A 24,858-nucleotide genomic window follows, 5' to 3' on the forward strand; every position below is an offset into this window, starting at 1 on the left:
GCAAACTGAAAGGTGGAATTCCAGTTGGCAATCGAGATTAATAAAGAGATTTCTCACGGTACGGTGGAGCAACGTATTGTTTATGAATCCGGTAATGAGATGGCTGCCTATGCAGCGCACCAAATTAATTATCATATAATGGGGTATTTCCCGATTTCTCCATCAACGGAGGTTGCCCAATTTCTGGATTTGATGAAAGCCAATGGACAGCATGATATTAAGCTGATTCCGGCGGATGGAGAGCATGGTTCCGCAGGCGTTTGTTACGGAGCTTCTACAGCAGGTGGACGGGTGTTTAATGCAACAAGCGCAAACGGTTACTTGTACATGCTTGAGCAGATGCCTGTACAATCCGGCACTCGGTTCCCAATGGTAATGAATCTGGTGTGCCGTTCCGTATCAGGTCCGTTAGACATTCACGGTGATCATTCTGACTTGTATTATGCATTGAATACCGGCTGGCCGATCTTAATGTGCCGTGATCCGCAAGCCGTCTATGACATGAATATTTTAGCGCTGAAGCTGGCTGAAGATCCTGAGGTTCGACTGCCTGTACTGGTCGCTTCAGACGGTTACTTCACGTCACATCAGAAGCGTCGAGTGCAAACGTTTGCAAAACGTGAAGATGTGCAGGCTTTTGTCGGAGCACAGCCTCCGATGGGTTTCCCGGACACATTGGATCGGAACAATCCCATCACCGTAGGCCCTTACATGAATGAGCCGGATTATATTAACAACTGCTACCAACAATCTGTAGCCATGTACAATGCAGAGCATGTATACGATCGGATCCGTAAAGAGTATGCCGAATTAACAGGCCGCGACTATCCGATTCTGGATCAATACAGAATGGAAGATGCAGAGGTTGCCGTATTCTTGATGAATTCAGCTTCTGAAATTATTAAAGACGTTGTTGATCAGCTTCGTGAGAAGGGGATCAAAGCAGGGTCGATTGCACCGAATATGATTCGTCCTTTCCCGCAAAAAGCGATTGCTGAAGCATTAAAACACGTTAAAGCAGTAACCGTTTGCGATCGTGCGGACTCTTACGGCGGGCACGGCGGTAATATGGTTAATGAGATCAAGGCTGCTTTATTCACATTGGGCAACCATACTACGATGGTTATTAGCCGTATTTATGGACTTGGCGGTAAAGACTTCTACAATGAAGACGGTCACCAGATGTTCCAATTTGCAATTGATGCCGTTGAAAAGGGCAAGGTAGAAGTACCCTTTGATTATTACGGACACACGCCAGGCGATCCTGAGAAGAAACCTAAGCGTGTACTGAATCCGATGAAATATGAAGACCTGAACACCGGTTTGATCACCGTTAAAAAGGATGAAGAAACAGGTAAGCTGAACGTTCGCGTTCCGCCACTGAGAGCTTTGACGAAAAAGCCTAAAAGAATTGCGCCAGGACACGGAGCATGTCCGGGCTGCGGTATTTTCTCTGGTCTTGAGCTGTTCTTCAAAGGAATAGAAGGCGATATCGTTGCACTGTTCCATACGGGATGTGCGATGGTTGTAACAACAGGTTATCCTTATTCAGCTCATAAAGCGACTTATATCCATAACCTGTTCCAGAATGGTGCAGCTACATTGTCTGGTGTTGTGGAAATGTTCTGGGAGCGCAAGCGCAGAGGCGAGCTGGATTCCTTGAATCTGAAGGATGACTTTACATTCGTTATGATTACAGGCGACGGTGGTATGGATATTGGTATGGGACCGGCGATCGGTGCAGCATTGCGTAATCATAAGATGATTATTTTGGAATACGATAATGAGGGATACATGAACACAGGAGCCCAATTATCATACTCAACTCCAATGGGACATAGAACTTCTACTTCCAACGTTGGTTCCAAGCAAGGCGGTAAAGTGTTCCACCATAAGGACACAGCGCAAATTATGGCTGCTACACATATTCCCTATGTATTTACAGGCTCTGAAGCATTTCCTCAGGATTTGGTTCGTAAAGCAGCCAAAGCCCAATGGTACGCTCAGAACGAAGGACTTGTATTCGGAAAAATTTTGATCGCTTGTCCATTGAACTGGTTATCAGAGGATGAACAGGGCTCTAACATCGTGGGTGCTGCAGTTGACTCCTGTTTCTTCCCGCTCTATGAGGTAGAGCATGGTGTAACGAACATAACCTACAATCCGGAAGAGAAGAGCAAGAAGGTACCTCTTTCTGATTGGCTAGTAACGATGGGCAAAACTAAGCATATGACCAAACCGGAACACGAGGAGACTTACAAAATGTTCGAGACGGAAGTTGAACGCCGCTGGAACATGCTAAAAGCAAAGCATGCCAATGAGTTCCTATAGAAATCGGTCAAATAGCAACAGACGCTTGAAATAGAAACAAGGTACCATCTCCGATGGAGAGGGTACCTTTTCACCTTTTTACAGGAAGTGGGGGAAAGCAATTGCCTTTCGTGCTGAAGCATAAGGAATCGAACCAGCTCTTTACCTGTACTTTGGTTAACGGGTATAAGCTTGCTTATTACGGTACTAAATACTGGGATTACGAAGATGATGCGGCAGAAGGACAGCAACCGTTTCTGGAATCTCAATCCATTGAAGATAGTGAATTATGGGAGCTTCTGGAGCTAACGGAAAATCAACTTAAAATGTGCAATGTTAAGCTTAAGAATGATCCGCGGCTGTCCTTATACTGGGATGAAGCAAATCGTTCGATTCGTGTAGATGCTTCTCAGTCAGAATCGTGAGCAGGTTAATGCCGACTTCATTATGTCCGCCCTCGGGGATGATGATGTCGGCATATTTTTTGGAAGGCTCGATAAAGGCATCGTGCATTGGCTTTACGGTAGACATGTATTGGTCATATACCGATTGAACAGAGCGGCCTCTTTCTTGTATATCACGCAGTACGCGGCGTAAAATCCGCACATCCGGATCCGTGTCTACAAATACTTTTATATCCAGCAACCTTCGAATGGGCTCATCCGACAATACATGCAAACCCTCCAAAATAATAATTGGATTTGGAAGAAGCTCGAGGGTCCGGGCAGAACGCGAGTGATTAGAGAAATCATACGTAGGTGATTGTGTGCGGGTCAACTGCTTTAGCTCGATTAACTGCTGCAGCAGCAAATCATTGTCAAAGGCAAGTGGGTGATCATAATTGATTTTCTCACGCTCGCTAAATTCCAAGTTACCATGGTCTTTATAATAATTGTCCTGTGAAATAAAAGTGACCTGATCACTGCCAAGCTTTTCGATGATGGAACGAGCTACGGTAGTTTTACCAGAGCCGGTACCACCTGCAATACCGATAATAAGCATAATTGTTATTTGATCCTCCTGCTGAATGCTGCGATTAAGCTTCAATTCAAGTATTGTAGCATAATCACAGCGGGAACTCTAGATTGGAATTGTGGCGGACAGGCATAGTTTGTGGTATGCTCTTGAACAAGCAATCCCATCCTGCAAGCTGTATGCCTTACGAAGCCAGCCTTCTATGGAAAGCTCTGTAAAAGCTTATGAGGTTAGTTTCGCTACAACGAAACTCTCAGGAGGTAATCTATCATGAATGAAAATTTCATTGCTATTAAGACATATCAAGGCGAGCTGAAGCTTTCTCATAAAAAGGGAGATTTCGGCATCACGGTGTCAACTAAGGAATTGATTTACCAAAAGCCTCACGCCAATTATCACATCAAGCTGGAGGATATTATCAGTATTGTTCCGTTCGACAATTCTAATGTAAAAGCTATTACCTTTCATAACCGCCGCTCCTCCGGTGAGGAAATAATTAAAATGTCCTCCGGAAGTTCACATTACCGTATTTATGTTCGCAGTGTAGTCCTTCATAACCGCAGTGGAATATTCGCAATGGGGACAGCTCAATTTATACTTCCTATCCATAACGAACTGCTAATGGCAATCTCCAAATATGGCGGTTTAAGTGCAGTTATCTGAAGAATAGCATCCCAAAGGTACGAATTACGCTTGTTTCCTTCATAGGGCAGGCGTTTTTTATTGTGCACATTTACCAGGAATTATGATAATCTGGATTTATTGCGTGTAAAAAAATTACATATTAGAAACGCAAAAGAAGGGAAGAGGATGTACGATGGCAGTTGAAGCATCATCAGTAGTTCGCGTAGCGGCTAAAAGCAAGCTTCCGGTTATGATCAGTATTGTACTGGCTATGCTGGTTGCATCAATGGATACAACCATTGCTAATACGACGATGCCTGTAATCGCCAAAGAACTGGGCAATTTCAATTTGTATGCGTGGAGCTTCGCCTCATACATGATTATGTCTACAGTCATTGCACCTGTGGCGGGAAGAATATCGGATTTATTCGGTCGTAAAACTATTTTTGGTGCAGGAATTATTTTATTTTTGCTTGGATCCATATTATGCGGCTTTGCCAATTCTATGGTGCAGCTAGTTATTTATCGGGCTGTACAAGGGATAGGTGCAGGCGTAATGATGCCGTTTCCTTCAATTATTGCAGGTGATTTATTTGCTGTAGAGAAGAGAGGCAAGATTCAAGCTCTATTTACAGGAATGTGGGGATTATCAGCTATATTGGCTCCTATGCTTGGCGCGTTTTTCGTTGAATATGCGAATTGGCGTTGGATCTTTTTTATTAACATTCCGATTTGCCTCGTTTCGTTCATTTTGTTGTCGGCTTATAAAGAAGTGTATGAACCGAAAAAATCAAAGGTAGATGTATTGGGGGCATTAATTTTTGCCGTTGGGATCAGTTTGCTTCTGTTAACTACAATTGTGGAGCAATACACATATGCTTATGGTATAGCAGGTATTGTCGTAATGGTCGGTTTCTATCTGTATGAGAAAAACCATGAGTCACCTATTGTTCCTTTAACCTTGTTCCAGAACAAGCCCTTTGCCTGGATGAAGGTGAATACCTTTTTGGCTTGTGTCTCCTTGTTTGGAGCTTCCAGCTTTTTACCCTTGTTTTTGCAAGAGGAAGGATATTCTTTGTTTATTAGTGGGGTGGCTCTGCTGGGGATGTCATTCGGATGGATGGCTGTATCGGTGCCCGCCGGGAAATGGATTATGCGTTACGGTTATTCAAAGTTAATTATTGCGGGGAATATTCTCTTGGTGGTCTCGGGATCATTTCTGCTTATGTTGAAGCAGGGCTCAGGTTTCTGGTTTGCCTTCTTTGCAATGGTAGTTCAAGGATTAGCCTTCGGCTTGATTTTTACGGTTTCTACCATCGGTTCCCAACAGCTTGTCGAGCCTCATCAAAAAGGGGTTGCGACTTCGATTCAATTGTTCTCCTCCAACATAGGAACGGCAATTGGGGTAACGATTATGGGAGCCATACTGGCTAAAGCAAGCAGCTTTTATGCCGGGTTTGAGCATTTATTTCTATATGGATTTATCGTCTGCTTGTTTGCTTTCGCTTCATCCTTTATGATTCGTAAAGTTTAATATACCTGATGTTTGAAGGGCAGCTTAGGCTGTCTTTCATTCTACATAAAGGAGAGATGAGCATGGCCTATAAGATGAACACTTCACTAACAGAAGGTCCAATCGGTAAAAAGTTGATTTTATTCGCGCTGCCAGTGTTAATGGGGAATGTTCTGCAGTCGCTAAACGGTACAATCAATGCTATATGGATTGGCAACTTTCTTGGTGAAAGCGCATTCGCGGCTACCTCTAATGCAAATAACATTATGTTTTTTTTGCTGAGTCTTGTGTTCGGTATCGGTATGGCCGCGACAATATTAATTGCTCAAAGCGTGGGAGCGGGGGATGAACAGCAGGCTAAACGGGTTGTTGGTACGAGTGCGCTCTTTTTTATTGGAATTGCGGTTAGCATTACGGTGTTGGGCTTTATTTTTTCGCCATTGATTCTTGAGGGAATGCACACACCGCCAGATGCACTAGCATTCGCAACAGATTATTTACGGATTATTTTTATCGGTCTATTGTTTATGTATGGTTATAATTTTGTGATGATGATCATGCGCGGGGCTGGCGATGCGAAGACACCCTTCTACTTTTTACTGATTTCAACCTTCCTGGATATAGTGTTGAATCCGTTATTTATATTCGGTCTTGGTCCTGTTCCTGCTCTCGGAATTGCCGGTTCTGCGGTAGCGACTGTGATTGCGCAATTCGTCAGCTTAGTTTGCTTGATTATATTTCTATATCGCAAAAAGCATTTCCTGCGCTTAACTCGTGCAGATCTGCCCTATGTCCGATTTGATCGCGCTATTATCGGGTCACTTGTTAGAAAAGGTGTTCCAATGGGCTTACAAATGCTAATTGTGTCTACAAGCGCTCTCGCTTTTATTAATTTGGTTAACAGTTTTGGCTCTGTTGCTACAGCAGCCTTCGGGGCAGCTATGCAGCTGTCCAGTTATATCCAGATGCCTGCAATGGCCATTGGAGGAGCAGTCTCTACGGTAGCGGCTCAGAATGTGGGTGCTGGCAAATGGGATCGAGTACATAAGACAACAATTATGGGCATTGTGATTAACTTCCTGATGACAGGTGTGCTTGTGGGCTCGATCTACTTGTTTAATCGTCAAGCATTAGGATTATTTCTGCAGGATCAAGCGGCAATAGAGATAGGAATGCGAATCAACTCTATAACACTGTGGGCATTCATACTATTCGGCATTACCTTTGTAGTATCTGGCGTTGTGAGGGCCACCGGAGCTGTAATGGTACCTCTGCTTACAACCTTTCTATCGCTGTGGTGCATACGGATTCCACTTTCTTATTATTTAAGCGCCAAATATGGTTTGGATGCGGTATGGTGGAGCTTTCCTATTGCTTTCAGCATCGGAATAATGTTATCTATCAGCTATTATGTGTGGGGCAATTGGCGCAACGCCAAGATGCTCGGGGATAAGCCGCAGCAAGCAGCAGGATGAAGGCTGGAGTGAAGATGGAGCTAATTGGTTAGCTAATAAAAGCAACGAGCGAGCATTCTTACTGTCTGTGGGGTTCGACCGACCGCCATGCAATGCCGCAACGCGCGTTTTAAACGGCTAGCGACGCGGTGTATGTACTATGAGGCTTTGAGGAGCTGAACGGAACGGAGATTTCCGTTATTCTATCCGCTTCCTCCAATATGAGGCTATAGCGGAAGTTGGAATTCCGTTATTACCGGAGAATAGGGGTATTATGCACAAAAACAGAGGGATAACGGAAAAGCCAGTTCCGTTATCCCTCTGTTTTTGTGGCTTTCCAGGTGATAGCGGACAAATGCTTCCGCTATTTTCCTTCATATCTGTGGATGAAGCGTTGTCTGAGATCCATGTGATACGGCAATTACACTCACCAAGCTGGATTCCCTCTCTATGTGCGCACACGTATGTGTTTACACATAAGAGGTCTTGTTAGTTGATTTTTCTCTGACATCTTTCCTTATTCCGTGCCTTCTACGCCGCATTAGTCACCATTTTATTTACTTTGGACTTTCTGAAGGTGACAAAGGAATAGACAATCAAGGCGAGCCAGATACACGAAAAGCTTATCAATTGGGCTTCGGCAAACGGTTCGTGAAAAATAAAAATAGCTAACAGCAAGCTTGTTGTCGGAGCAATATACTGGATGAATCCGACCATCGATAACGGCAGCAGCTTGGCAGCTTGAGCAAACCAGAATAAAGGCAAGGCAGTCGCCGCTCCCGATAGTAAAAGAAGTGCAAGCGAATAGCTGGATAAATTAGAGAGTGTGCCTGTACCGGAACCTTGAATGTAAAATAAATAGCCTAATGCAGCGGGAAAAACAATGATGGTTTCCCAAGTCAGGCTGAGCAGCACATCCAAGCCTGCTATTTTTTTGGCAAGGCCATACAGAGCAAAAGAAATGGCCAAAGAAATGGCAACCCACGGGACAGTGCCGTATTGAATGGCCATAATGAGAACACCTAGGCCTGCAAGTAAGATGGCAATCCATTGGCCTGCCGAAAGTCGTTCTTTCAAAAAGATGACAGCGAAAACAACGCTAATTAGCGGATTCATATAATAGCCTAAGCTCGTCTCGATCACATGACCATTATTCACTGCCCAAATGAAAAGAAACCAGTTGCAGCTTATGAAGATGGAGCAAAGCAATACGGCCGCTTTGCTTTTAAGATTCGGAACAACCGATTTAAGCTGCTTCCAGCGTTTGGCTGCAGTCACCAAAATAGCTACAAAGACTAAGGACCATACAATTCGGTGAGCAAGAATCTCCCAAGCCGGCATCGATTCGAAGAGACGCCAATACAAGGGCAATAGTCCCCACGAAAAATAAGCTAATATTCCATAAATAACTCCTTTTTTCATTTACACCTGACTCCTTCTTTAAAGTAAGTCTTAGTGTATCAAACTTACCGAAAGAAAGTAACCCTACCTTAGCAATTGATTACGAGAAGGCGGAAAATTACAAAAGGCAGAGGCCGCTTGAAGAATTTGTAAAGGAAATGATTACGCAAAATGTATCGGCAGATTTCTTGTTAAATCTGTTGTGTTCGCGTTATACATGTTTAATTTGCGTTATTTCAGGGGATTTTAAAATGGTTTAAGCTATACATAGAGATCGAGCAGACGATCGCAAGCATATACTAGGAGGGTTCTTACTAATGAAAATAAACAAAAAACGTTGGTTAACTGCTGGAGTGGCAACCATACTTGCCACAAGCATGCTGGCTGGCTGCGGTATCAGCACAACACCTGCAAAGCCAGATACAGGCAATGCAGCAGGAGGAGCAGCAGCCAAACCTTTTGATGGCAAGAAATTGACTGTAGTTACAGCCAATCATCCATGGGGAGAAGCCATTAAGCCGTTGATCCCTGAGTTCGAAGCCAAAACAGGCATGAAGGTAGAACTGCAAAGCTTCTTCGAGGATCAATTAACGCAAAAGCTGACCGTTCAGTTCACTTCAAGCTCAGCAACGCCGGATGTGTTCATGTACCGACCTTTGCAAGAAGGCAAGCTATTCTACAAAAACGGTTGGGTAGCAGCATTGGATGAATACCCACAAAAGGATGCGAGCTATGATTTCAACGATTTCTCCAAATCAGCTATCGGCTCGACAACCGTAGATGGCAAGCTAGCTGGAATCCCTATCATTACCGAACAGGAAATCTTGTATTACCGTAAGGATTTATTGCAAAAAGCAGGAATTGCAGTACCTAAAACATTGGACGAGCTAACAGCGGCTGTCAAAAAGCTTCATGATCCGAAAAATGAAATGTACGGGTTTGTAGCTCGTGGACAGCGCTCGCCGCTTGTAACGCAAGTATCCTCATTCCTGTTCTCTGAAGGCGCTGACTTTACAACGGGAGATAAAGCAACTGTAAATACGCCAGAGGCCATCAAAGCTTTCACAACATATAGCTCCCTGCTTAAAGACTACGCTCCGCCAGGAGTATTGAATATGTCTTGGCCGCAAGCTTTCGGTATTTTTGCTCAAGGTAAAGTAGCTTTTCTAACGGATGCGAACTCGCTATATAAAAATGTGACCGACAAGGAAAAATCAACGGTTGCCGATAATGTAGGCTTTGCTTTATTCCCATCCGGGAAAGCAGGCTCGAAGCCATACAACATCACTTCATGGGGACTAGCTATGAACTCCAAAACGGCCAACAAAGATGCATCTTGGGAATTCATTAAATGGGCGACAAGCAAAGACGTTGTTCTGAAAACTCAAAAGCTTGGCAACCCTGGCGCACGTGCTTCTGTGTGGGATAATGCTGAAGGCACATCAGGCTTCCCGGCAGAAATGGTTCAAGTTATTAAAGAATCCGCCAAAGGCGGCGTAGACCATGACCGTCCGGTATTGATCGGAGTTGGTGAAGCGCGTGATGCAGTAGGTGCTATCGTCTTGCAAGGTATGACCGGAGGCGATATTAAAGCAGCCGCAGACAAAGCGAATTCAGAGCTTCAAACGATCATGGATAAAGAAAAGGGCAAGTAAGCGGTGGAGAGAAGGATCGGTGCTCAAGCCGATCCTTTCTTTTTTCCAGAGACCCATTCGCAATAGAGAAAGGTAGGCCAAGGAAATGAATCATAGCTGGTTTGACCGCAACATCAAATGGATTTATACGATGCCGGCGCTGTTATTTGTTTTGATCATGATGGTATTCCCCATCGTTTACACATTTAGAATCAGCTTTTATGAATGGAGCATGTCTGCAACAACACCACCCAAATGGGTAGGATTGAGCAACTACACAACTTTATTAAGTGACGGACGCTTCTGGGACTCGGTGTTCAACACGTTTTATTTTACCATCGTTGCACTTGTACTGGAGACTGTACTTGCAATTGCAATAGCGATGCTGCTGTACCGGGAATTTCGCGGTAAAAACATTGTAAAAACAATATTTCTGCTTCCTATGGTGGCCACCCCTGTAGCGATGGGTCTTGTGTGGATGCTAATCTATGAACCGACTATTGGTGTTGCCAATTCGCTGTTGAAAGCTATGGGTCTTGAACCATTGTTATGGCTTGCCTCGCCTAATCAAGTAATTCCATCTCTAATTATCGTGGATGTCTGGGAATGGACGCCAATGATTGCTTTAATAGTAATGGCAGGCTTATCTACTTTACCGAGCGATCCGTATGAAGCGGCCGATGTGGATGGAGCATCAACCTGGCAAAAGTTCACCAACATCACACTGCCATTGTTAAGACCGACGATCGTTGTTGCCGTAATGCTTCGTCTGATTGATGTACTAAAAACATTTGATATCATCTACGCAACAACTCAAGGCGGACCGAATTTAGCCTCAGAGACATTGAATTTGTACGGGTATGTGCTAGGCTTCCAGTATTTCAAGCTGGGTATGGCGTCCTCTTTGCTCGTAATTTTCTTTGCTATTGTTATGGGTCTTACACTTGCTTTGATTTATGTTCGCAAACGCATGGAGGTGCAGTAACCTTATGAAAAAGAATGGTGCTCTAAGGTGGGTTTATCCTGTTTTGACGCTGCTCGTCATTCTGGTGTTTGCATTTCCGTTTATATGGATGCTTCTTGCTTCCTTTAAGACACAGGCTCAGATCATGTCAAAAGGGCAGTTTCTGTTCTTTACACCAACAATGAAAAACTACGTAAACGTCTTCGGTCAATATGAGTTTATGCGTTTTATTGTGAACAGCTTCATTGTAGCGGTAGGTTCTACAGCCGGATCTCTTTTGTTAGGCTTGCCTGCTGCTTATGCGATTGCCAGGTACAGGCTTCAGGGGCTCGGTTTGGTTATTCTCGTGGCGAGAATTGTACCGGGTATTACGTTCCTGATCCCATGGTTCATCTTATTTTCCAATCTAAAGCTGGTGGACACCTATCTGGCGTTAATTTTAAGCCATATGCTGGTCGGGCTGCCTTTTATAATCTGGATCATGATTTCCTTCTTTGAAGGATTGCCTACAGAAATTGAAGAAGCTGGCTTGATTGACGGCTGCACGCGTTCGCAGGTTTTTCTCCGTATTATTTTGCCGATTTCCGGACCAGGAATCATTACGTCGTCGCTTCTGTCGTTTATTTTCTCTTGGAACAACTTTATGTTCTCGATCATTCTGGCGGGAGACAAGACCAAAACATTGCCAATCGCTGTATTTAACTTTATGTCATACTCAGAAATCAATTGGGGTGCCTTGATGGCCGCGGCTTGCATAATAACACTGCCCGTACTTATAATAGCATTGCTGGCACAGCGTTATATCGTAAGTGGATTGGCAGCTGGAGCGGTGAAAGGATAACCATGCAAGGGCAAACTATACGTATACAGCAAGAATGGGGTGGAGTGGTTAAGATGGCAGCTAAAAAAAACACGTTTCGTAAAATGGTGCTGATCATCTTTCTACTCCTGGTCCCTATTGCCTGTGTGTATATGTATTCGCATCAAGTCAGTATTAATGTTCTGCGCAGTGAGATTCAAGGAAATCTGCTGAACCGTCAGCAATTTTTTATATCACAAGTGGATGCGGCCGTCGATCAACTGGCAATGTTCCCAGTTATTGTCGGCCACGATCCTTTTATACGCGAGTATGTAGGGAAGAAGTACAGCACTGTATTAGATAGACTTCTTTTACAATCAAGAGTTATAGAGAAGCTTGGCTATCAAAGCGCATCCAGTGAATGGACGAATGAATTAAACATATACTTGGCGGAAGAGAAGCAGGTATTGTCGTCCAACATTTTTGTCACTTACAATGATGCCTATATGAAACAGCCGATTAAAGCTAATTGGACTTATGATCAAGGCAGCGGCAAACCATTATACGACTCATTCGTCCGTCAAATCGCAGAGCCTGCTTCAGCATCAGGATTAGAGAAGACCCACGTCATATATGAGGTCCGGTTTTCCGCAGAAAATCTCCGGCTAATGCTGGATCATTTTAAAGCGGGGGGCAAAGGGGACCCTTTTTTATATATTCCGGGAATGCCAGGTGTTTATAATCATAGCGTTACTTCACCGCTTGCTGCCATTGTTACACAACAGCTGGATAAGCAGAAGATAGAAGCGGATTCTGGCAACCGTATTCTAGAGCTGGATTCCAAAAAATATTTAATTAACTTCGTTAAATCCAATACTTTAGGCTGGTATTTGGTTGATTATGTTCCGTTAGAGCAAACACTGCTGCCTATCAATAAAAGCAGGAACTTCTTCTATGTAGCCATTAGTTTGCTGCTTGTTGCCGGTATGGTTGCAGCTTATTTGCTGTATCGCCATGTTCAAAGGCCAATCGCTAAGCTGCTTCAGGGAGTCATGCTGCTCAAGAGAGGGGTTTATTCAGCGCGAATTGATTATAAGCCGAATAATGAGTTTGATTTCTTAATCCGCCGCTTTAACGAAATGGCTGAAGAAATTCAAGAATTAATTGAGAAAGTGTACGCAGAACAGCTACGGTCACGGGAGGCAACGCTGAAGCAGCTTCAGGCGCAGATTAATCCTCATTTCTTATATAATTGTCTATATTTCATAAGCAATATGGCCATGCTGGAGGATAAGCAATCCGTCGTAGCTATGGCTAACAATCTGGGAGATTATTATCGGTATACGACCCGGGTGGAGAAACAGCTCGTAAGCGTTCGAGAGGAGCTGCAGCTTATCACCAATTATTTGACGATTCAAAATTTAAGAATGGAACGGGTTTGTTATGAGATTGACGTGCCTGAAGCAATCCTCGCTATGACAATACCAAGACTGCTGCTGCAGCCATTGGTTGAAAATGCCGTTATTCATGGGCTTGAGCGAAAAGCGGGCAAAGGATTGATTCGGATTAGTGGAGAGTCTCACGGCAATGAACATCGGATTATTATAGAGGATAATGGAGTTGGAGTGACGACAGCACAGCTTGCCGAGCTGCGGCAAACATTGGACGAGCCGATGAGTGAGCAGATGGGCTGTGGGGTGTGGAATGTGCACCAGCGGCTGCAGCATTATTTCGGACCTGCTTCCGGACTGGAATTAATGACAGCCGATGACAATGGGGGCTTTAAATCTATCTTGAAATGGAAGGAGCCCATGAATGTATCAGCTGTTGATCGTAGATGATGAAATGCATGTGGTGGAACGGTTATCAACCACGATGGATTGGTTCGCTATGGGTATTGAAACAGTGCACAGAGCATACTCTGCTGATGAAGCATTGGCTATTTTGAGTACAACAACCATAGATATACTGATTACCGATATTCAAATGCCTGGAATGACAGGCTTGGAACTGATTGCAATAGTTCGGGAGAAATGGAAGAAGACCAAATGTATTCTGCTATCCGGTTACGCGGATTTCAGCTATGCACAAGAGGCAATTCAGCATGGAACCGTTGATTATTTGTTGAAGCCTGTGTCTGAAGAGCAGGTTCAGGAAACGGTGCAGCGAGTGTTGGATCAAATTCAGTCCGAATGGCAGGTGGTTCTTTCACACCAGCGTATTCAACATACCCTTAAGGAGCATCTGCCGCTATTGAAGGGAAACCTGTTGAATGAGCTGCTCCAAGGACGCCGATATGGTGTGGAGCGTTGGCGGCAAAAGATGGAGGAATTGAATGTCCCCATCTTCGATAATGGAGTTATTGCTTTGGTATTGGTGCGGATGGAAGAGTATTTCCTGCACTATGATGCGCATAGTTTATCGCTATTTGAATATGCGGTCAGCAACATAGCAGAGGAGCTGTTCGCTCCGCAATATGAGCTATGGCATTGCAAGGATGCCCACGACTATCTGGTATTTATGCTGAAGTGGAAAAGTGTATCTGTGGAGGAGGTTCGGACCTCGATATCCTCAAACTTATCTTCTTCCGGAGAATTTGAGGAACGGCAGCAGCATTTAGAGCGTACAGCAAGCGAGCTGCAAAAGGCTGTTAACACTTTTCTGAAAGGAAAGGTGTCAGTGCTTGTAAGCGGATGGGGATCCTTCCCGAGCGACGTCTCAGCGATCTATAATCAAGCTTTGTCATTATTCCGTAAACGGATTGGCAGTGAGCATGATATCTTTATGACTACACATGAGAAGCCTGCTGCCGAATCGTACCGAACCTTGCAGCGGCTTTACGAGCTGCCTTCCTTAACTCAGCTGTTAGAGGCAGGGAGATGGAAAGAGGTCGAAGATAAGCTCAGAGCAGTGTATGAGGAAATCAACGAAGAATGGGCGCAGTCCCAAGAGCATGTCCTGGAAGTTTTTTATGCAATATCCTCGGCCTATTCGTACATTACTCATAAAAATGGCCGCCAGCTTTCTGAATTAATCGGAGTGGATTATTTAAAGCTGACGGAAGGTGTTCCATTCCGCTCGATTGGTTTGTTAAGAGATTGGAGCTTTCGGGTGCTAGGACAATTAAAGGCTGATATGGACAAAGAAGTACAGGATTCCCGTACGTCTGTAGTGCATCGGGTACAACAGTTTGTAGAGCTTAATCTGAGCGGGGATGTTTCCTTACAGGCAATTGCCGATCATGTCTATCTCCATCCGGTCTACTTGTCCAAAATATACAAGCTTGAAACCAAACAAAACATCACCGACTATGTATTCCATCTACGGATGGAGAAAGCAGCCTATTTGCTCAAAAACAGCCACGATAAAATATATGAAATTGCAGAAAAGCTGGGCTATCAGCGGGCGCATTCGTTTAATCATGTTTTTAAAAAGCATTATGGCATGACACCTCAAGAATACCGCGACCAGAATGCTGGGACTGGGACGGCTGCAACTGTTAATGGATTGCCTCCTACTGTGTAATTAACAGAGGCAACAATACTTTCTGACATTAAATAAACAGCTCCTGAAATGATCTTTCAACGGGGCTGTTTTTGTTTGTGTAACCTGTTTATCACAGAATGTTTGTTCGCATTTTGGGTGATCTCATGTTATGATTAAGTAAACTACTACTTGCTTATAACATCATACGTTCATGAAAGGAAGAATAGCGAGCTTATGACGGGAAGAACCCATTTGATTGTTGGTTCGGGTGTAACGTTGTCTGTATTGAGCTTGATAGGACAGCCTATCACTTTGCCTGCAGCTGTTGTTGCTATTGTCAGCTCACTGCTGCCGGATATTGACGAACCCAATAGTCTGCTTTTGCAGAAGACCATGCCCAAAGCGGTGCTGAATAAGATTAAGCTTGCTCTAGTCGCAGCTGGCGTTGGATTTATGATTTACTGCTATTTTCAATCGTTTTATGTCCCTTACAGCTATGGAGTCGGCGTACTTATGATCGGCGCATTCCTTATTCATCAAAGGCTGTTTAGGCAGCTGCTAATGATTGTTCTAGGAGGATTACTGCTCTATCTTGGCGCTGAAGCGGGACCCTGGTGGGGTACCATAGGGGCACTGCTTATGGTGTGTGCTGTACTTCCTCACCGCGGATTAACCCATTCTGTTTATGGGGTAGCTATCTGGGGAGCTGTGCTGTATTTCGCTTCCATCAGGCTGGGAGAGTCGCTGTGGATTTCTGGTGTAATGGCTTATACACTGCATCTGTTGTGCGATATGCTGACTAAACATGGTATTCACCCGCTGCCACCGTTAAAGTGGAAATTTCGCCTGCCGCTAATGAGCACAGGGAAATTCAGTGGCTTTCTTGTGGAAAGCATATGCATTACGTTGACTTTTGTTTTGGTATGGCATGCCTTTATAGCGCCGATGGGCGATACGATGTTTGGATTTTTTACACATATTAAAGACAGGGTAAGTGCTTTGTGGAACACATAATTCTGAAAGCAAGTAACGTCAAGGTAAGTTTGTGAATGTTTTTTCAGTCATTTTCTATTAGAGGGTTGAAAGCTATAATGAATCTGTATATGTAGTATCTATATAGCACAGCTTAATTGAGTGCAGAACTTAATGAATGGATGGAGGAGCACCTTATTATGAATTCGTTTCAATTTCAAAATCCGACTAAATTATTGTTTGGCCCTGATAAGCTGAACCAATTGGGACAAGAAATTTCTGCTTACGGCAAAAAGGTTCTATTGGTCTATGGCGGAGGAAGTATTAAATCAACAGGTCTATATGACCGGATTTTGCAACAGCTGCAGGAAATTCAAGCAGAGGTGCATGAGCTCGCAGGCGTTGAACCTAACCCGCGTCTTACGACGGTAAAGAAAGGGATTGATCTATGCCGTCAGCATGGCGTCGAATTTATATTGGCAGTCGGTGGAGGAAGCGTGCTTGATGCTGCCAAAGCAGTAGCGGCTGGAGTACCTTATGACGGAGATGTGTGGGACTTCTGCATAAGAAAAGCACAGATTCAATCTGCTTTGCCGCTTGGTACGGTTTTGACGTTATCGGCTACAGGCTCTGAAATGAATGGTAACTCCGTAATAACGAATTGGGAAGAGAACCTGAAGAAATCGTTCGGAAGCATTCACGCGTATCCGAAATTCAGCATTCTTGATCCTACATTAACGTATTCAGTACCTGCAAACCAGACAGTCAATGGCATCGTTGACATGATGTCGCACGTATTCGAACAATACTTTAGTCCGACTACAGATACTCCCTTGCAGGAGAGATTGTGTGAATCTATTCTTCAAACTGTCATTGAAAATGGTGAGCTAGCCTTACAAAATCCGAACGACTATGCTTCGCGTGCAAATATTATGCTCTGTGGAACCTATGCATTGAACGGCGGCATGATCAGTATTGGTATGCAAAATGATTGGGCGACTCATATGATTGAGCATGAGGTCAGCGCTATTTATGACATTGCACATGCTGAAGGGTTGTCGGTCCTATTCCCGAATTGGATGAAATATGTGTATCAAGAACGAATCGACCGTTTCGTACAGTATGCCGTACGGGTGTGGCAGATAGATCCTAATGGTAAGACGGACAATGAAATAGCATTAGCTGGTATTCAAGCAACTCGTGACTACTTTACTAGAATTGGAGCACCGAGTCGTTTAGGTGATTTGAACATTGATGGCAAGGAGCTGGACCGGATGGCGAAGGAAACTGTCAGATTCGGATCTGTAGGCTCTTTCAAGCCACTTAACGAAAGCGACGTTCGCCAAATTTTAGAGATGAGTCTGTAGAATTTTATGTGAGCCATCCAAATAAAGAGCCCAGCTATATCAATAGCAGGGCTCTTTATTTGGATGGAAATCATTTAAACTATGCCGGAAATAAATAATCATTTCCCGGGCAAGCGCATAACTCGCTAAAATCAGAATTCCTTCGACATATATGTGAGGATGCTTGGCAGTTGTAAATCTTATTGTGTCGAGGAAGTCGAACTGTGCGTCCGTTAATAGTTCTAAGGACACATAGATGGCTATGATCCAACCTCTATGAACATGTTTTGGATTTTTTGCAGTCGAATATACTCGTTTTTCTCAAGTCCAGGACGGAAGTAGCTGAACAAATAAGCGGCATGGTCAAAGGTCAAGCTCGGATGGCATACAACTTCTTGTATCGTATGCGGATTGTCCAGAATGACCTGCCATTCCCCGTTTCTCTCTTCGACTGGAACCGCTTCCATTAATTGAGTCTTTATCGAAACCATCTCGGACAGCTCTTTCCAAATATGGAGCCATGAAGGGCTAAACAGACCAGGATTAGGAAATAGACGTTCAGCGGTTTGAAGCCATTCCAATACATTCTGAACCTGTGTTTCGTTCATTTCCTTTATCTGCAGCTTAAAGCCCTCCAGAAGCTGATGAAATGCAGAGTAACCTCCATTCTGAATAGAGACTTGAAGCTCAGCAAGCTCCTGTTCGGATTTGGCTTGAACTAACCGCTCCAGTGCATGTTCATTCATTGTTAGAATTCATCCTCCTGAAAAAAATGAAAATGATTAGATTTTCTTTAATTTAGCATAAATGTTGAATTTTAAAAAGCCAATATGCTATTGTTTTTGATCAACCATATTATTCCTCTGAGCCGTTTTCTGTATCCTATTGGTTAAGTATACTCCAGCTAACACAAGCGCAGCGCCGACCCAATGGTATAGGTGTAAACGTTCCCCTGTAAAAACGGTAGCAAAAACAGCACTGAAAACTACTATTAAATTTAGAAATCCTGCACAACGGGAGGGTCCGATCAATGCTATTGCCTTATTCCAGGCTGTAAAAGCTACAAGAGATGCAAAAATCCCTATATACAGCAGGCCCAATATGAGATTGGCTGAACCGTGAATGACAGGCTGACGTACCGCATACTCGATAATAGATGACGGAATCAAAACGATTATTGTAACGACTATTTGCCAAAAAAATAACGCTTGTGCAGGAAATTGTCCAGCTGCTTTTTTCATCCAGACCGAATACAAAGCCCAGCAGATGATCGCAGCTATCATCCACATATCGCCTTTATTGAATGATAAATAAATAATTGCTTCCCAGCTGCCGCGGCTAATAATCCATAGAACACCAACCAGCGACAGAGCAATTGCAGGCAGCACTGCAGCTGTAAAAGGCTCACGCAGCACAATGGCTGAAATTAATACGATAAGAACCGGTGTAGCAGAATTCATTAGAGCTGCATTAATGGATCCCGTATATTGAACCGCTATGTAGGTTAATGTATTGAAGCCGGCAACGCCAGTCAGTGACAGGAATAAGAGTGGCTTCCACTTGGCAAACATAATCGAGCGCTGCTTCCACATGTCACGTCCGATAAACGGCAGCATAGCCAGAAGTGCGATACACCATCGAATGGTAGCCAGTAAAATAGGAGGGATTTCTGTAACCAGTACTTTGCCTACAACAAAGTTTCCTCCCCAGAGGCAGGTGGCCAGCACTAATAGAATGTAGGGGGAACGCCAAAGCATAAAACATCGTGCTCCTTTGTATTTAAAGTCAAGTGACATCAGTTTACATGGGATGCGTATAGGATACAAGGCCATAATGAATTAAATTGATTAAATATTAATACGATTAACTAAATTCAGCTGCAAATGAAGCAAATCCAGTTTGATAAAGAACGCATCTGTTTTGACATCTTTAACCATTTTGTGTAGCATTAGTAGTGCAGACAAGCTTATAGACATCATGATTCCAATACTGAGAGGAGATATCCCAAATGTACGATATTGTTGTGATTGGAGCAGGTCCGGCAGGAGCAAGCGCTGCATTGTTTGCGGCCAAAGCTGGAAAGAAAACATTAGTTATAGACAGCGATCAAAGCATTACGAAACGGGCGTGGGTAGAGAATCATTATGGAGTATTGGAAATTAGCGGTCCTGATCTCGTAGAGATTGGCAAGAAGCAGGCTGTCAAGTTTGGGGCAGAGCTGGTTCAGGGTAAGGCAGTGCAAATTACTAAAGGCTCTGAGGGCTTCACCGTTTCAACAGATGCAGGCAGCTATGAGGGAACACATGTGATTCTCGCTACAGGTGTGATGACGGATCTTGCTGAACAGCTCGGAATTAAGACAAAGCCCGCAACTGAGCCGCGGATTAAAACTGTATTCGATGTGACGGCTGATGGCAAGACCTCGGTAGAAGGCATTTGGGCTGCTGGAACGGCAGCTGGGGTAAGCGTGCATACTATTATTACATCAGGCGATGGAGCGAAAGTTGCGATAAATATCATCAGCGAGCTGAACGGCGAACGTTATGTTGATCACGATATGATGAAGCAATAATAATTCAACACTTGATAGTATATAAAAGGTTCAACAGCTTCCGCTGTAATCTAGTAGGGTTGATCCATTCAAAAAAAAGAGGGTGTCTCAAAAGATCAGTTTAAAACGATCTTTGAGACATCCTCTTTTACGCTGGAAAGTCACTTGCTACCACAGACTCGGAAGTACCTTGATTCGTGAATCCAGCTTAGGCAGGAAGGCATAGCTTGGATTAAATGTAAATATACGCTTGATCTGATAGGTGATCATCACTACAGCCGTGACGGCTTCGCTCAGTGATAACTGTAAATCAGGACAATCCATAATAAGACGTTTGGATTCATTCTCGAACTCGGGTCTACCGGAGATAACAGTCAGCTTTGATTGAGCGGTGGCTGTTTCCATGGTATCCAGAAAAAATTGCGCATGTTCAAATCCATAGCTGTTTCTAAGCCACTGATGGGTATCAAACAGTACATAATTCGTTGTAACCAAGTTACGGTCCAGATCATCCAGATCAATGAATATGGACCTGGCTTTGGAATAGTAGGAAGCCTGCGGATCCATAAAGGAAGTAAGGGCGGATTGGTCTACAAACACAGCTTGATCTAAATTAATTTGTTCATGATTATTCATAATTATTCTCCCCAACTCCGAATGGTTTAAAATTTCGGTGGGCTAGCGCATCCAACAGGAATATTGGGTTTCGATCTATATGTTCCCTCGAAATAGGAGTGGAAAGCTCGTTAGTGCGCTGAAGCCAATATTGTTCCAGTATTTGTTGAACCACATCATCCACGGTAGTCTGTTTATCCTCGGCGAGTACTTTGCATTTCTCCAGTATCACCGGACTAAGTTCAATACGTTCATCGATTTCCTCAGTGCCGGAGATCAGATGATTTGCTTTGTGCTTCCAATGCTCCAGCTTTTTTTGCCAAACTCGTTTCGTAGTACTCAAACTTTATTGCACCTCCGTCGCTAATAATCATTTATTGAGTCGGAATAGCAGGACATCCTACATATTTCGAGTCGAAACGACAATTTTGAGGGGATAGCTGGAAATATAGGCAAGGGAGGGCGGTTACCGTCCGCCCCTTCATTGTGGGCTCTTTTTCAAATAAACCTGCTTCATTTCTTCTACCATCTGTAGAATGCCTGGCTTAATATCGTTTTCCTTTGCGTTAGAAGCCGTGATCTTCAGAATAGGTAACTTAGTAAATGAGGTTAAATAATTTTTGTGGACGGATTCAATCAGAATTGACTTTTTATGAAGACGGTTAATGAGCTGAGAGATTGAAACGCTGCTGTCAAGTAAGATATGAGCATGAATACACGGTTGTTTAGGTGAAGGGTAAGTTAATAATTCCCCATTAAGCTCGGACTGCTGCTGCAAAGCATCATTCAATAATCGAGATCTGCGGGAATAAGAAGAGCGGATCTTCAGTTTGTGGCGCTCAAACATGCCGCTTTTTAAATAAATGTCTAAAGCTGCTTGCGAAAGCATAGAGCTGTCGATATCGAGAAGACGCTTGTAGCGGTTGAACAATTCCATCAGAGCATCAGGGATCACCGCTATTCCTATCCGCAGCCCAGGGAAGATGATTTTGGAATAGCTTTTGAGATAAATAACATGTGACGAATTATCGTAGGCATATAGAGGATCAGCTTTACTATCTTGCTCGAAATCAGCTAAATAGTCATCCTCGACAATATACACATCATAAGCTTGAGCCAGCTCCACAATTTTCTTTTTTTCCTGCTGAGTGAGCGAGCTGCCTAACGGGTTATGGAACCGTGGCATCGTGTAAAAGAATTTAATAGATTCCGTACGAAACAGATGCTCCAGCTCGTCTAAATCAATTCCTGCAGCCGTTCTTTGGATTCCTAAGACAGGAAGCTGCCGCGTTTCCAGATGCTCGATGAACAAGTGATAGCCGGGTTGTTCAATCAAAATTTTTGATTTTCCATTTGGAAAAGGAATGGCCGTCAGCAGAGACAGCGCCTGTTGAATGCCGGAAGTGACGATAATATTGCGTTGATCTGCAAAAACTTGATGATTGGCCAATTGTCCTTTTACCGTCTGGATGAGAGAGGGAAGCCCTTTGGGTGTCCCGTACACGAACAGATCGTTTTTGTACGTATCTATCGCCTTGTTAATGCAGTGCTGGAAATCCAAATAAGGGAACACGTCGGGATCAGGAGCGTAAGTGGCAAAATCGATGATACCAGTTTCATTATCTTCTTGAAGGTTTGTTCTTTTGACCACGTAATATCCACTCTTGGGAACCGAATAAATCAGATGCTGTTTTTCCAACTCACTTAAAGCACGGATTATGGTGCTTTTATTGCAGCTATATTGTTCAGCCAACGCTCGTATGGAAGGAAGCCGTTCTCCTTCTTTGTAAGGGCGGCTATGGATCAAGCTCTCTAGGCCGTTTAATATTTGCAAATACTTATGCACGAATTCACCTCAATCATTGATTTGTACTGGTACAGATCATCTTTTTTAGCATTGTATCATACGGATGAGGGAGTTACTATGGGGATACAACTTCCGGTTAGTTATTAACTTGCATGCATGCATAAAGTTTGGGGGGAATACAGATGGAGCTCAAAAACAATAAGCAAACTCAGTACGCGTATCTTGCTGCTGGTTTATATTCTCTGTGCATTGGTTTTTCATTTATTTTTGTTAAATTGGCGCTGCTTGCTGCTCATCCAATCGACATTCTGGCGCATCGTTTTACGGTTTCTTTCGCGGCTGCTTCGATTCCAGTATTAATGGGGTGGGTACGGATAAATATAAAGCCTAAGGCCATATTGCCTATTCTTCCGTTGGCTTTATTATATCCGGTGTTGTTTTTCACATTTCAAACGTTCGGCTTATTCTATATTTCATCTTCAGAAGCAGGGATCATACAAGCTACTGTACCCATCTTTACGATGATAGCAGCCGCTTACTTTCTTAAGGAGCACTCGAGCCGCAGTCAAAAGCTGTTTGTTCTGCTCGCCGTTGCAGGAGTTATTTATATGGTGCTTATGAAAGGAGTCCGGTTTGAATCGGCTAATATGCCGGGAACGATACTTATGCTTTTAACATCACTATCGTTAGCTGGATATACAGTACTGACCAGAAAAAAAGCAAAGCTCGGAAATGTACTGGAAATCACTTATCTGATGACAGCCTTCGGCTTCGTAATCTTTAATAGCTTATCAGTTATCCGACATCTATCGGCAGGAACCTTGAACCTGTACTTTGAGCCTTTTACAAGCCCTTCATTTGTTGTTTCCATCCTGTACTTGGGCATTTGCTCATCACTCGCTTCATCCTTGCTGTCGAATTATGCTTTATCGCAGATTGAAGCTACCAAAATAAGTGTGTTCAACCATATCGCGACATTAATCACGATTGCAGGCGGGTATTTGTTTTTGCAAGAGAGTCTGGAATATTATCATCTAATTGGAGCCATAATGATCATTGCTGGGGTGGCCGGCACGAACAGCCGATTCTCAAGAGCCAAGCCCACGCCAAAAAACATTCCAGCCGCATAAGCCGAAATGTTGGTTAACTTATTCCTTAGGGTTGTCGATAGCTTCTGCCATCGTCTTGTCTGTCAAATGAGCATAGATTTGTGTAGTTTCCGGTGAAGCATGGCCCAGCTGCTCTTGGGTTTTGTACAGATCATTACGCATATAATAATCAGTGGCGAACGAATGGCGCAGCTTGTGAACGGAAAGGTAAGGCTTGCCGAACCGTTTGGCATACTTGATGACCATTTCCTGAATAGCTCGCTTGGTCATACGTTCTCCCTCTTTTTTGCCGTTTGCAATGGCGAGGAAGAGGGCTTTTTCCTTACGAGGAGCTTTATACTGGGATTGCCGCAGCTCCATATATTTTTTCAAAGCTTCAATGGCTTCCTGGCGGAAATAAACCGGCGTTTTGAAAGAATCGTCATTTTTACCTTTTCGATAAACATGCGTCAGCCGCTTTTTCATATCGATGTCATCGACATTCAGATTGAAAACCTCCGACACGCGTAACCCGGAGTTGAGAATAAGGCTTACGATACAGCAGTCTCTGACCTTATTTCTTTCAAAGGAAAATAAAGCCTGCTTGTTGTTGACAACCTCTTGTCCGTAACCGGTTTGAATATATTCGAGAAATTCGAGAATTTCTTCCTCCTGCAGCAGTTTTCCCTCCAGCTTGGCGGCCGTATCCTTTGGTTTGTGCATGCGCTTAATCTGTACCTTAGCCATTACGTTTCTCTTCAATAAGGGGTAGAATTGCTCATCCTCCGCTATTTGACTCAAGTAATGAAACAAGGAACGGAGAGAGGACAGCTTGCGGGAAATCGTCGTTCGGCTGTTTGTATTCTCGGTCCGCGTCATCAGAAACATCCGGAAATTATCCACGCTTTCCATGTGCAGCTTCTCTAATGCTTCTATCGGGATTTGTCTTATCGAATCCGCTTCTGCCAAGCCTTCGGCAAGCATCCAGGAAAAAAAGATTTCGTAATCGCGCACATATTCCAATAACGAAGAAGGAGAGAGATCCGGCAGCTTGAAATTAATAAATTTTTCCACATACCAGGGCATAGACGGGACTTTCTTATCAAGCTCCTGCCGGTCTTTCACTTTTATTATATTCATGGGTATGCACCTCAAGATAAATTTGGTTGACGCAAGCATTGTAAATTCAAGTATAGTACAGATGTTCGCTTATGGAAAGAGATCGTTGGCGGTTCGCGTAGCTTTTTGACCTTGTGCTGTGGTAAAGTGAAATGAAAACGATTGCAATAAAAATGATTTGATCAAATTTCAAAACTGTA

At 43.7% G+C, this 24,858-nt stretch carries 22 protein-coding genes; 14 read left to right on the top strand and 8 right to left on the bottom strand.

From position 1 onward, the window contains the following. Nucleotides 1-24: 24 nt before the first annotated feature. Both ACFQ0C_RS23685 and ACFQ0C_RS23690 read left to right on the top strand, forming a co-directional pair. A complete protein-coding gene (locus ACFQ0C_RS23685) occupies nt 25-2,331 on the top strand; it encodes a thiamine pyrophosphate-dependent enzyme (RefSeq protein WP_379370197.1) in 2,307 nt (768 codons plus the stop codon). A 101-nt stretch (nt 2,332-2,432) separates the two neighbouring features. Next, entirely contained in the window at nt 2,433-2,735 is a 303-nt protein-coding gene (locus ACFQ0C_RS23690; RefSeq protein ID WP_379370199.1) for a hypothetical protein, read from the top strand. On the opposite strand, the gene udk is transcribed toward ACFQ0C_RS23690, so the two are convergent. After that, nucleotides 2,653-3,312 (bottom strand): uridine kinase, encoded by a 660-nt coding sequence (udk, locus tag ACFQ0C_RS23695; protein ID WP_379370201.1) that lies wholly within the window; start codon nt 3,310-3,312, stop codon nt 2,653-2,655. The genes ACFQ0C_RS23690 and udk overlap by 83 nt on opposite strands. Before the next feature lie 243 nt (nt 3,313-3,555). Here udk and ACFQ0C_RS23700 point away from each other — a divergent pair, with 243 nt between their 5' ends. The 3 genes from ACFQ0C_RS23700 to ACFQ0C_RS23710 all read left to right on the top strand — a co-directional run bounded on the left by ACFQ0C_RS23700 (nt 3,556) and on the right by ACFQ0C_RS23710 (nt 6,897). Next, a complete protein-coding gene (locus ACFQ0C_RS23700; protein ID WP_379370203.1) occupies nt 3,556-3,948 on the top strand; it encodes a hypothetical protein in 393 nt (130 codons plus the stop codon). A 154-nt stretch (nt 3,949-4,102) separates the two neighbouring features. Beyond that, on the top strand, nt 4,103-5,443 hold the full coding sequence (locus tag ACFQ0C_RS23705) for an MFS transporter (protein WP_379370205.1): 1,341 nt from the start codon (nt 4,103-4,105) through the stop codon (nt 5,441-5,443). Nucleotides 5,444-5,499: 56 nt separating this feature from the next. Continuing rightward, nucleotides 5,500-6,897, top strand: a complete 1,398-nt coding sequence (locus tag ACFQ0C_RS23710) for an MATE family efflux transporter (RefSeq protein ID WP_379370207.1) — start codon at nt 5,500-5,502, stop codon at nt 6,895-6,897. Between the two features lie 510 nt (nt 6,898-7,407). On the opposite strand, the gene rarD is transcribed toward ACFQ0C_RS23710, so the two are convergent. Further along, entirely contained in the window at nt 7,408-8,298 is an 891-nt protein-coding gene (gene rarD, locus ACFQ0C_RS23715) for an EamA family transporter RarD (protein WP_379370209.1), read from the bottom strand. Nucleotides 8,299-8,594: 296 nt separating this feature from the next. On the opposite strand from rarD, the gene ACFQ0C_RS23720 reads away from it, so the two are divergent. From ACFQ0C_RS23720 to ACFQ0C_RS23750, 7 genes are all read left to right on the top strand, one after another. Then, a complete protein-coding gene (locus tag ACFQ0C_RS23720) occupies nt 8,595-9,932 on the top strand; it encodes an ABC transporter substrate-binding protein (RefSeq protein ID WP_379370211.1) in 1,338 nt (445 codons plus the stop codon). Between the two features lie 85 nt (nt 9,933-10,017). Next, nucleotides 10,018-10,896: a carbohydrate ABC transporter permease gene (locus tag ACFQ0C_RS23725; RefSeq protein WP_379370213.1), complete on the top strand. Its 879-nt coding sequence runs from the start codon at nt 10,018-10,020 to the stop codon at nt 10,894-10,896. Nucleotides 10,897-10,900: 4 nt separating this feature from the next. After that, nucleotides 10,901-11,716, top strand: coding sequence for a carbohydrate ABC transporter permease (locus ACFQ0C_RS23730; protein ID WP_379370215.1), 816 nt, complete (start codon nt 10,901-10,903; stop codon nt 11,714-11,716). A 53-nt stretch (nt 11,717-11,769) separates the two neighbouring features. Then, complete coding sequence (locus ACFQ0C_RS23735) at nt 11,770-13,515, top strand: sensor histidine kinase (RefSeq protein ID WP_379370217.1); 1,746 nt, start codon at nt 11,770-11,772, stop codon at nt 13,513-13,515. Next, the gene (locus ACFQ0C_RS23740; RefSeq protein WP_379370219.1) at nt 13,490-15,199 is read left to right on the top strand and encodes a response regulator; all 1,710 of its coding nucleotides are present in this window, start codon (nt 13,490-13,492) and stop codon (nt 15,197-15,199) included. The genes ACFQ0C_RS23735 and ACFQ0C_RS23740 overlap by 26 nt, the downstream gene beginning before the upstream one ends. Before the next feature lie 195 nt (nt 15,200-15,394). Then, entirely contained in the window at nt 15,395-16,174 is a 780-nt protein-coding gene (locus ACFQ0C_RS23745) for a metal-dependent hydrolase (protein WP_379370221.1), read from the top strand. Nucleotides 16,175-16,332: 158 nt separating this feature from the next. Beyond that, nucleotides 16,333-17,499 carry an iron-containing alcohol dehydrogenase gene (locus ACFQ0C_RS23750; RefSeq protein WP_379370223.1) on the top strand — a complete coding sequence of 389 codons (1,167 nt, stop codon included), beginning with the start codon at nt 16,333-16,335 and terminating at the stop codon, nt 17,497-17,499. A gap of 239 nt (nt 17,500-17,738) precedes the next feature. On the opposite strand, the gene ACFQ0C_RS23755 is transcribed toward ACFQ0C_RS23750, so the two are convergent. Both ACFQ0C_RS23755 and ACFQ0C_RS23760 read right to left on the bottom strand, forming a co-directional pair. Beyond that, entirely contained in the window at nt 17,739-18,224 is a 486-nt protein-coding gene (locus ACFQ0C_RS23755; protein ID WP_379370225.1) for a hypothetical protein, read from the bottom strand. Nucleotides 18,225-18,311: 87 nt separating this feature from the next. Next, on the bottom strand, nt 18,312-19,235 hold the full coding sequence (locus ACFQ0C_RS23760) for a DMT family transporter (protein ID WP_379370227.1): 924 nt from the start codon (nt 19,233-19,235) through the stop codon (nt 18,312-18,314). 251 nt (nt 19,236-19,486) lie between these two features. On the opposite strand from ACFQ0C_RS23760, the gene ACFQ0C_RS23765 reads away from it, so the two are divergent. Continuing rightward, a complete protein-coding gene (locus ACFQ0C_RS23765) occupies nt 19,487-20,050 on the top strand; it encodes an FAD-dependent oxidoreductase (RefSeq protein WP_258213323.1) in 564 nt (187 codons plus the stop codon). A 147-nt stretch (nt 20,051-20,197) separates the two neighbouring features. Here the strand turns inward: ACFQ0C_RS23765 and ACFQ0C_RS23770 are convergent, their stop codons facing one another. From ACFQ0C_RS23770 to ACFQ0C_RS23780, 3 genes are all read right to left on the bottom strand, one after another. Further along, nucleotides 20,198-20,665 carry a type II toxin-antitoxin system VapC family toxin gene (locus ACFQ0C_RS23770; RefSeq protein ID WP_379370230.1) on the bottom strand — a complete coding sequence of 156 codons (468 nt, stop codon included), beginning with the start codon at nt 20,663-20,665 and terminating at the stop codon, nt 20,198-20,200. Further along, entirely contained in the window at nt 20,658-20,987 is a 330-nt protein-coding gene (locus ACFQ0C_RS23775; protein WP_379370232.1) for a hypothetical protein, read from the bottom strand. Before ACFQ0C_RS23775 ends, ACFQ0C_RS23770 begins: the two co-directional genes overlap by 8 nt. Before the next feature lie 138 nt (nt 20,988-21,125). After that, complete coding sequence (locus ACFQ0C_RS23780; RefSeq protein ID WP_379370234.1) at nt 21,126-22,490, bottom strand: aminotransferase-like domain-containing protein; 1,365 nt, start codon at nt 22,488-22,490, stop codon at nt 21,126-21,128. 143 nt (nt 22,491-22,633) lie between these two features. Here ACFQ0C_RS23780 and ACFQ0C_RS23785 point away from each other — a divergent pair, with 143 nt between their 5' ends. Beyond that, nucleotides 22,634-23,581 (top strand): DMT family transporter, encoded by a 948-nt coding sequence (locus ACFQ0C_RS23785; RefSeq protein WP_379370236.1) that lies wholly within the window; start codon nt 22,634-22,636, stop codon nt 23,579-23,581. A gap of 18 nt (nt 23,582-23,599) precedes the next feature. On the opposite strand, the gene xerS is transcribed toward ACFQ0C_RS23785, so the two are convergent. Beyond that, nucleotides 23,600-24,679, bottom strand: coding sequence for a tyrosine recombinase XerS (xerS, locus tag ACFQ0C_RS23790; RefSeq protein ID WP_379370238.1), 1,080 nt, complete (start codon nt 24,677-24,679; stop codon nt 23,600-23,602). Between the last annotated feature and the right edge of the window lie 179 nt (nt 24,680-24,858).

The organism is Paenibacillus sp. GCM10027630, assembly GCF_042676305.1.
Classification (GTDB): Bacteria; Bacillota; Bacilli; order Paenibacillales; family NBRC-103111; genus Paenibacillus_S.

Coding starts and splice junctions, on each gene's coding strand:
- ACFQ0C_RS23755 (WP_379370225.1), bottom strand. CDS start 18,224: ATGAATGAACATGCACTGGAGCGGTTAGTTCAAGCCAAATCCGAACAG.
- ACFQ0C_RS23760 (WP_379370227.1), bottom strand. CDS start 19,235: ATGCTTTGGCGTTCCCCCTACATTCTATTAGTGCTGGCCACCTGCCTC.
- ACFQ0C_RS23705 (WP_379370205.1), top strand. CDS start 4,103: ATGGCAGTTGAAGCATCATCAGTAGTTCGCGTAGCGGCTAAAAGCAAG.
- ACFQ0C_RS23700 (WP_379370203.1), top strand. CDS start 3,556: ATGAATGAAAATTTCATTGCTATTAAGACATATCAAGGCGAGCTGAAG.
- ACFQ0C_RS23725 (WP_379370213.1), top strand. CDS start 10,018: ATGAATCATAGCTGGTTTGACCGCAACATCAAATGGATTTATACGATG.
- ACFQ0C_RS23785 (WP_379370236.1), top strand. CDS start 22,634: ATGGAGCTCAAAAACAATAAGCAAACTCAGTACGCGTATCTTGCTGCT.
- xerS (WP_379370238.1), bottom strand. CDS start 24,679: ATGAATATAATAAAAGTGAAAGACCGGCAGGAGCTTGATAAGAAAGTC.
- udk (WP_379370201.1), bottom strand. CDS start 3,312: ATGCTTATTATCGGTATTGCAGGTGGTACCGGCTCTGGTAAAACTACC.
- ACFQ0C_RS23750 (WP_379370223.1), top strand. CDS start 16,333: ATGAATTCGTTTCAATTTCAAAATCCGACTAAATTATTGTTTGGCCCT.
- ACFQ0C_RS23730 (WP_379370215.1), top strand. CDS start 10,901: ATGAAAAAGAATGGTGCTCTAAGGTGGGTTTATCCTGTTTTGACGCTG.
- ACFQ0C_RS23765 (WP_258213323.1), top strand. CDS start 19,487: ATGTACGATATTGTTGTGATTGGAGCAGGTCCGGCAGGAGCAAGCGCT.
- ACFQ0C_RS23710 (WP_379370207.1), top strand. CDS start 5,500: ATGAGCATGGCCTATAAGATGAACACTTCACTAACAGAAGGTCCAATC.
- ACFQ0C_RS23720 (WP_379370211.1), top strand. CDS start 8,595: ATGAAAATAAACAAAAAACGTTGGTTAACTGCTGGAGTGGCAACCATA.
- ACFQ0C_RS23735 (WP_379370217.1), top strand. CDS start 11,770: ATGGCAGCTAAAAAAAACACGTTTCGTAAAATGGTGCTGATCATCTTT.
- ACFQ0C_RS23770 (WP_379370230.1), bottom strand. CDS start 20,665: ATGAATAATCATGAACAAATTAATTTAGATCAAGCTGTGTTTGTAGAC.
- ACFQ0C_RS23745 (WP_379370221.1), top strand. CDS start 15,395: ATGACGGGAAGAACCCATTTGATTGTTGGTTCGGGTGTAACGTTGTCT.
- ACFQ0C_RS23740 (WP_379370219.1), top strand. CDS start 13,490: ATGTATCAGCTGTTGATCGTAGATGATGAAATGCATGTGGTGGAACGG.
- rarD (WP_379370209.1), bottom strand. CDS start 8,298: ATGAAAAAAGGAGTTATTTATGGAATATTAGCTTATTTTTCGTGGGGA.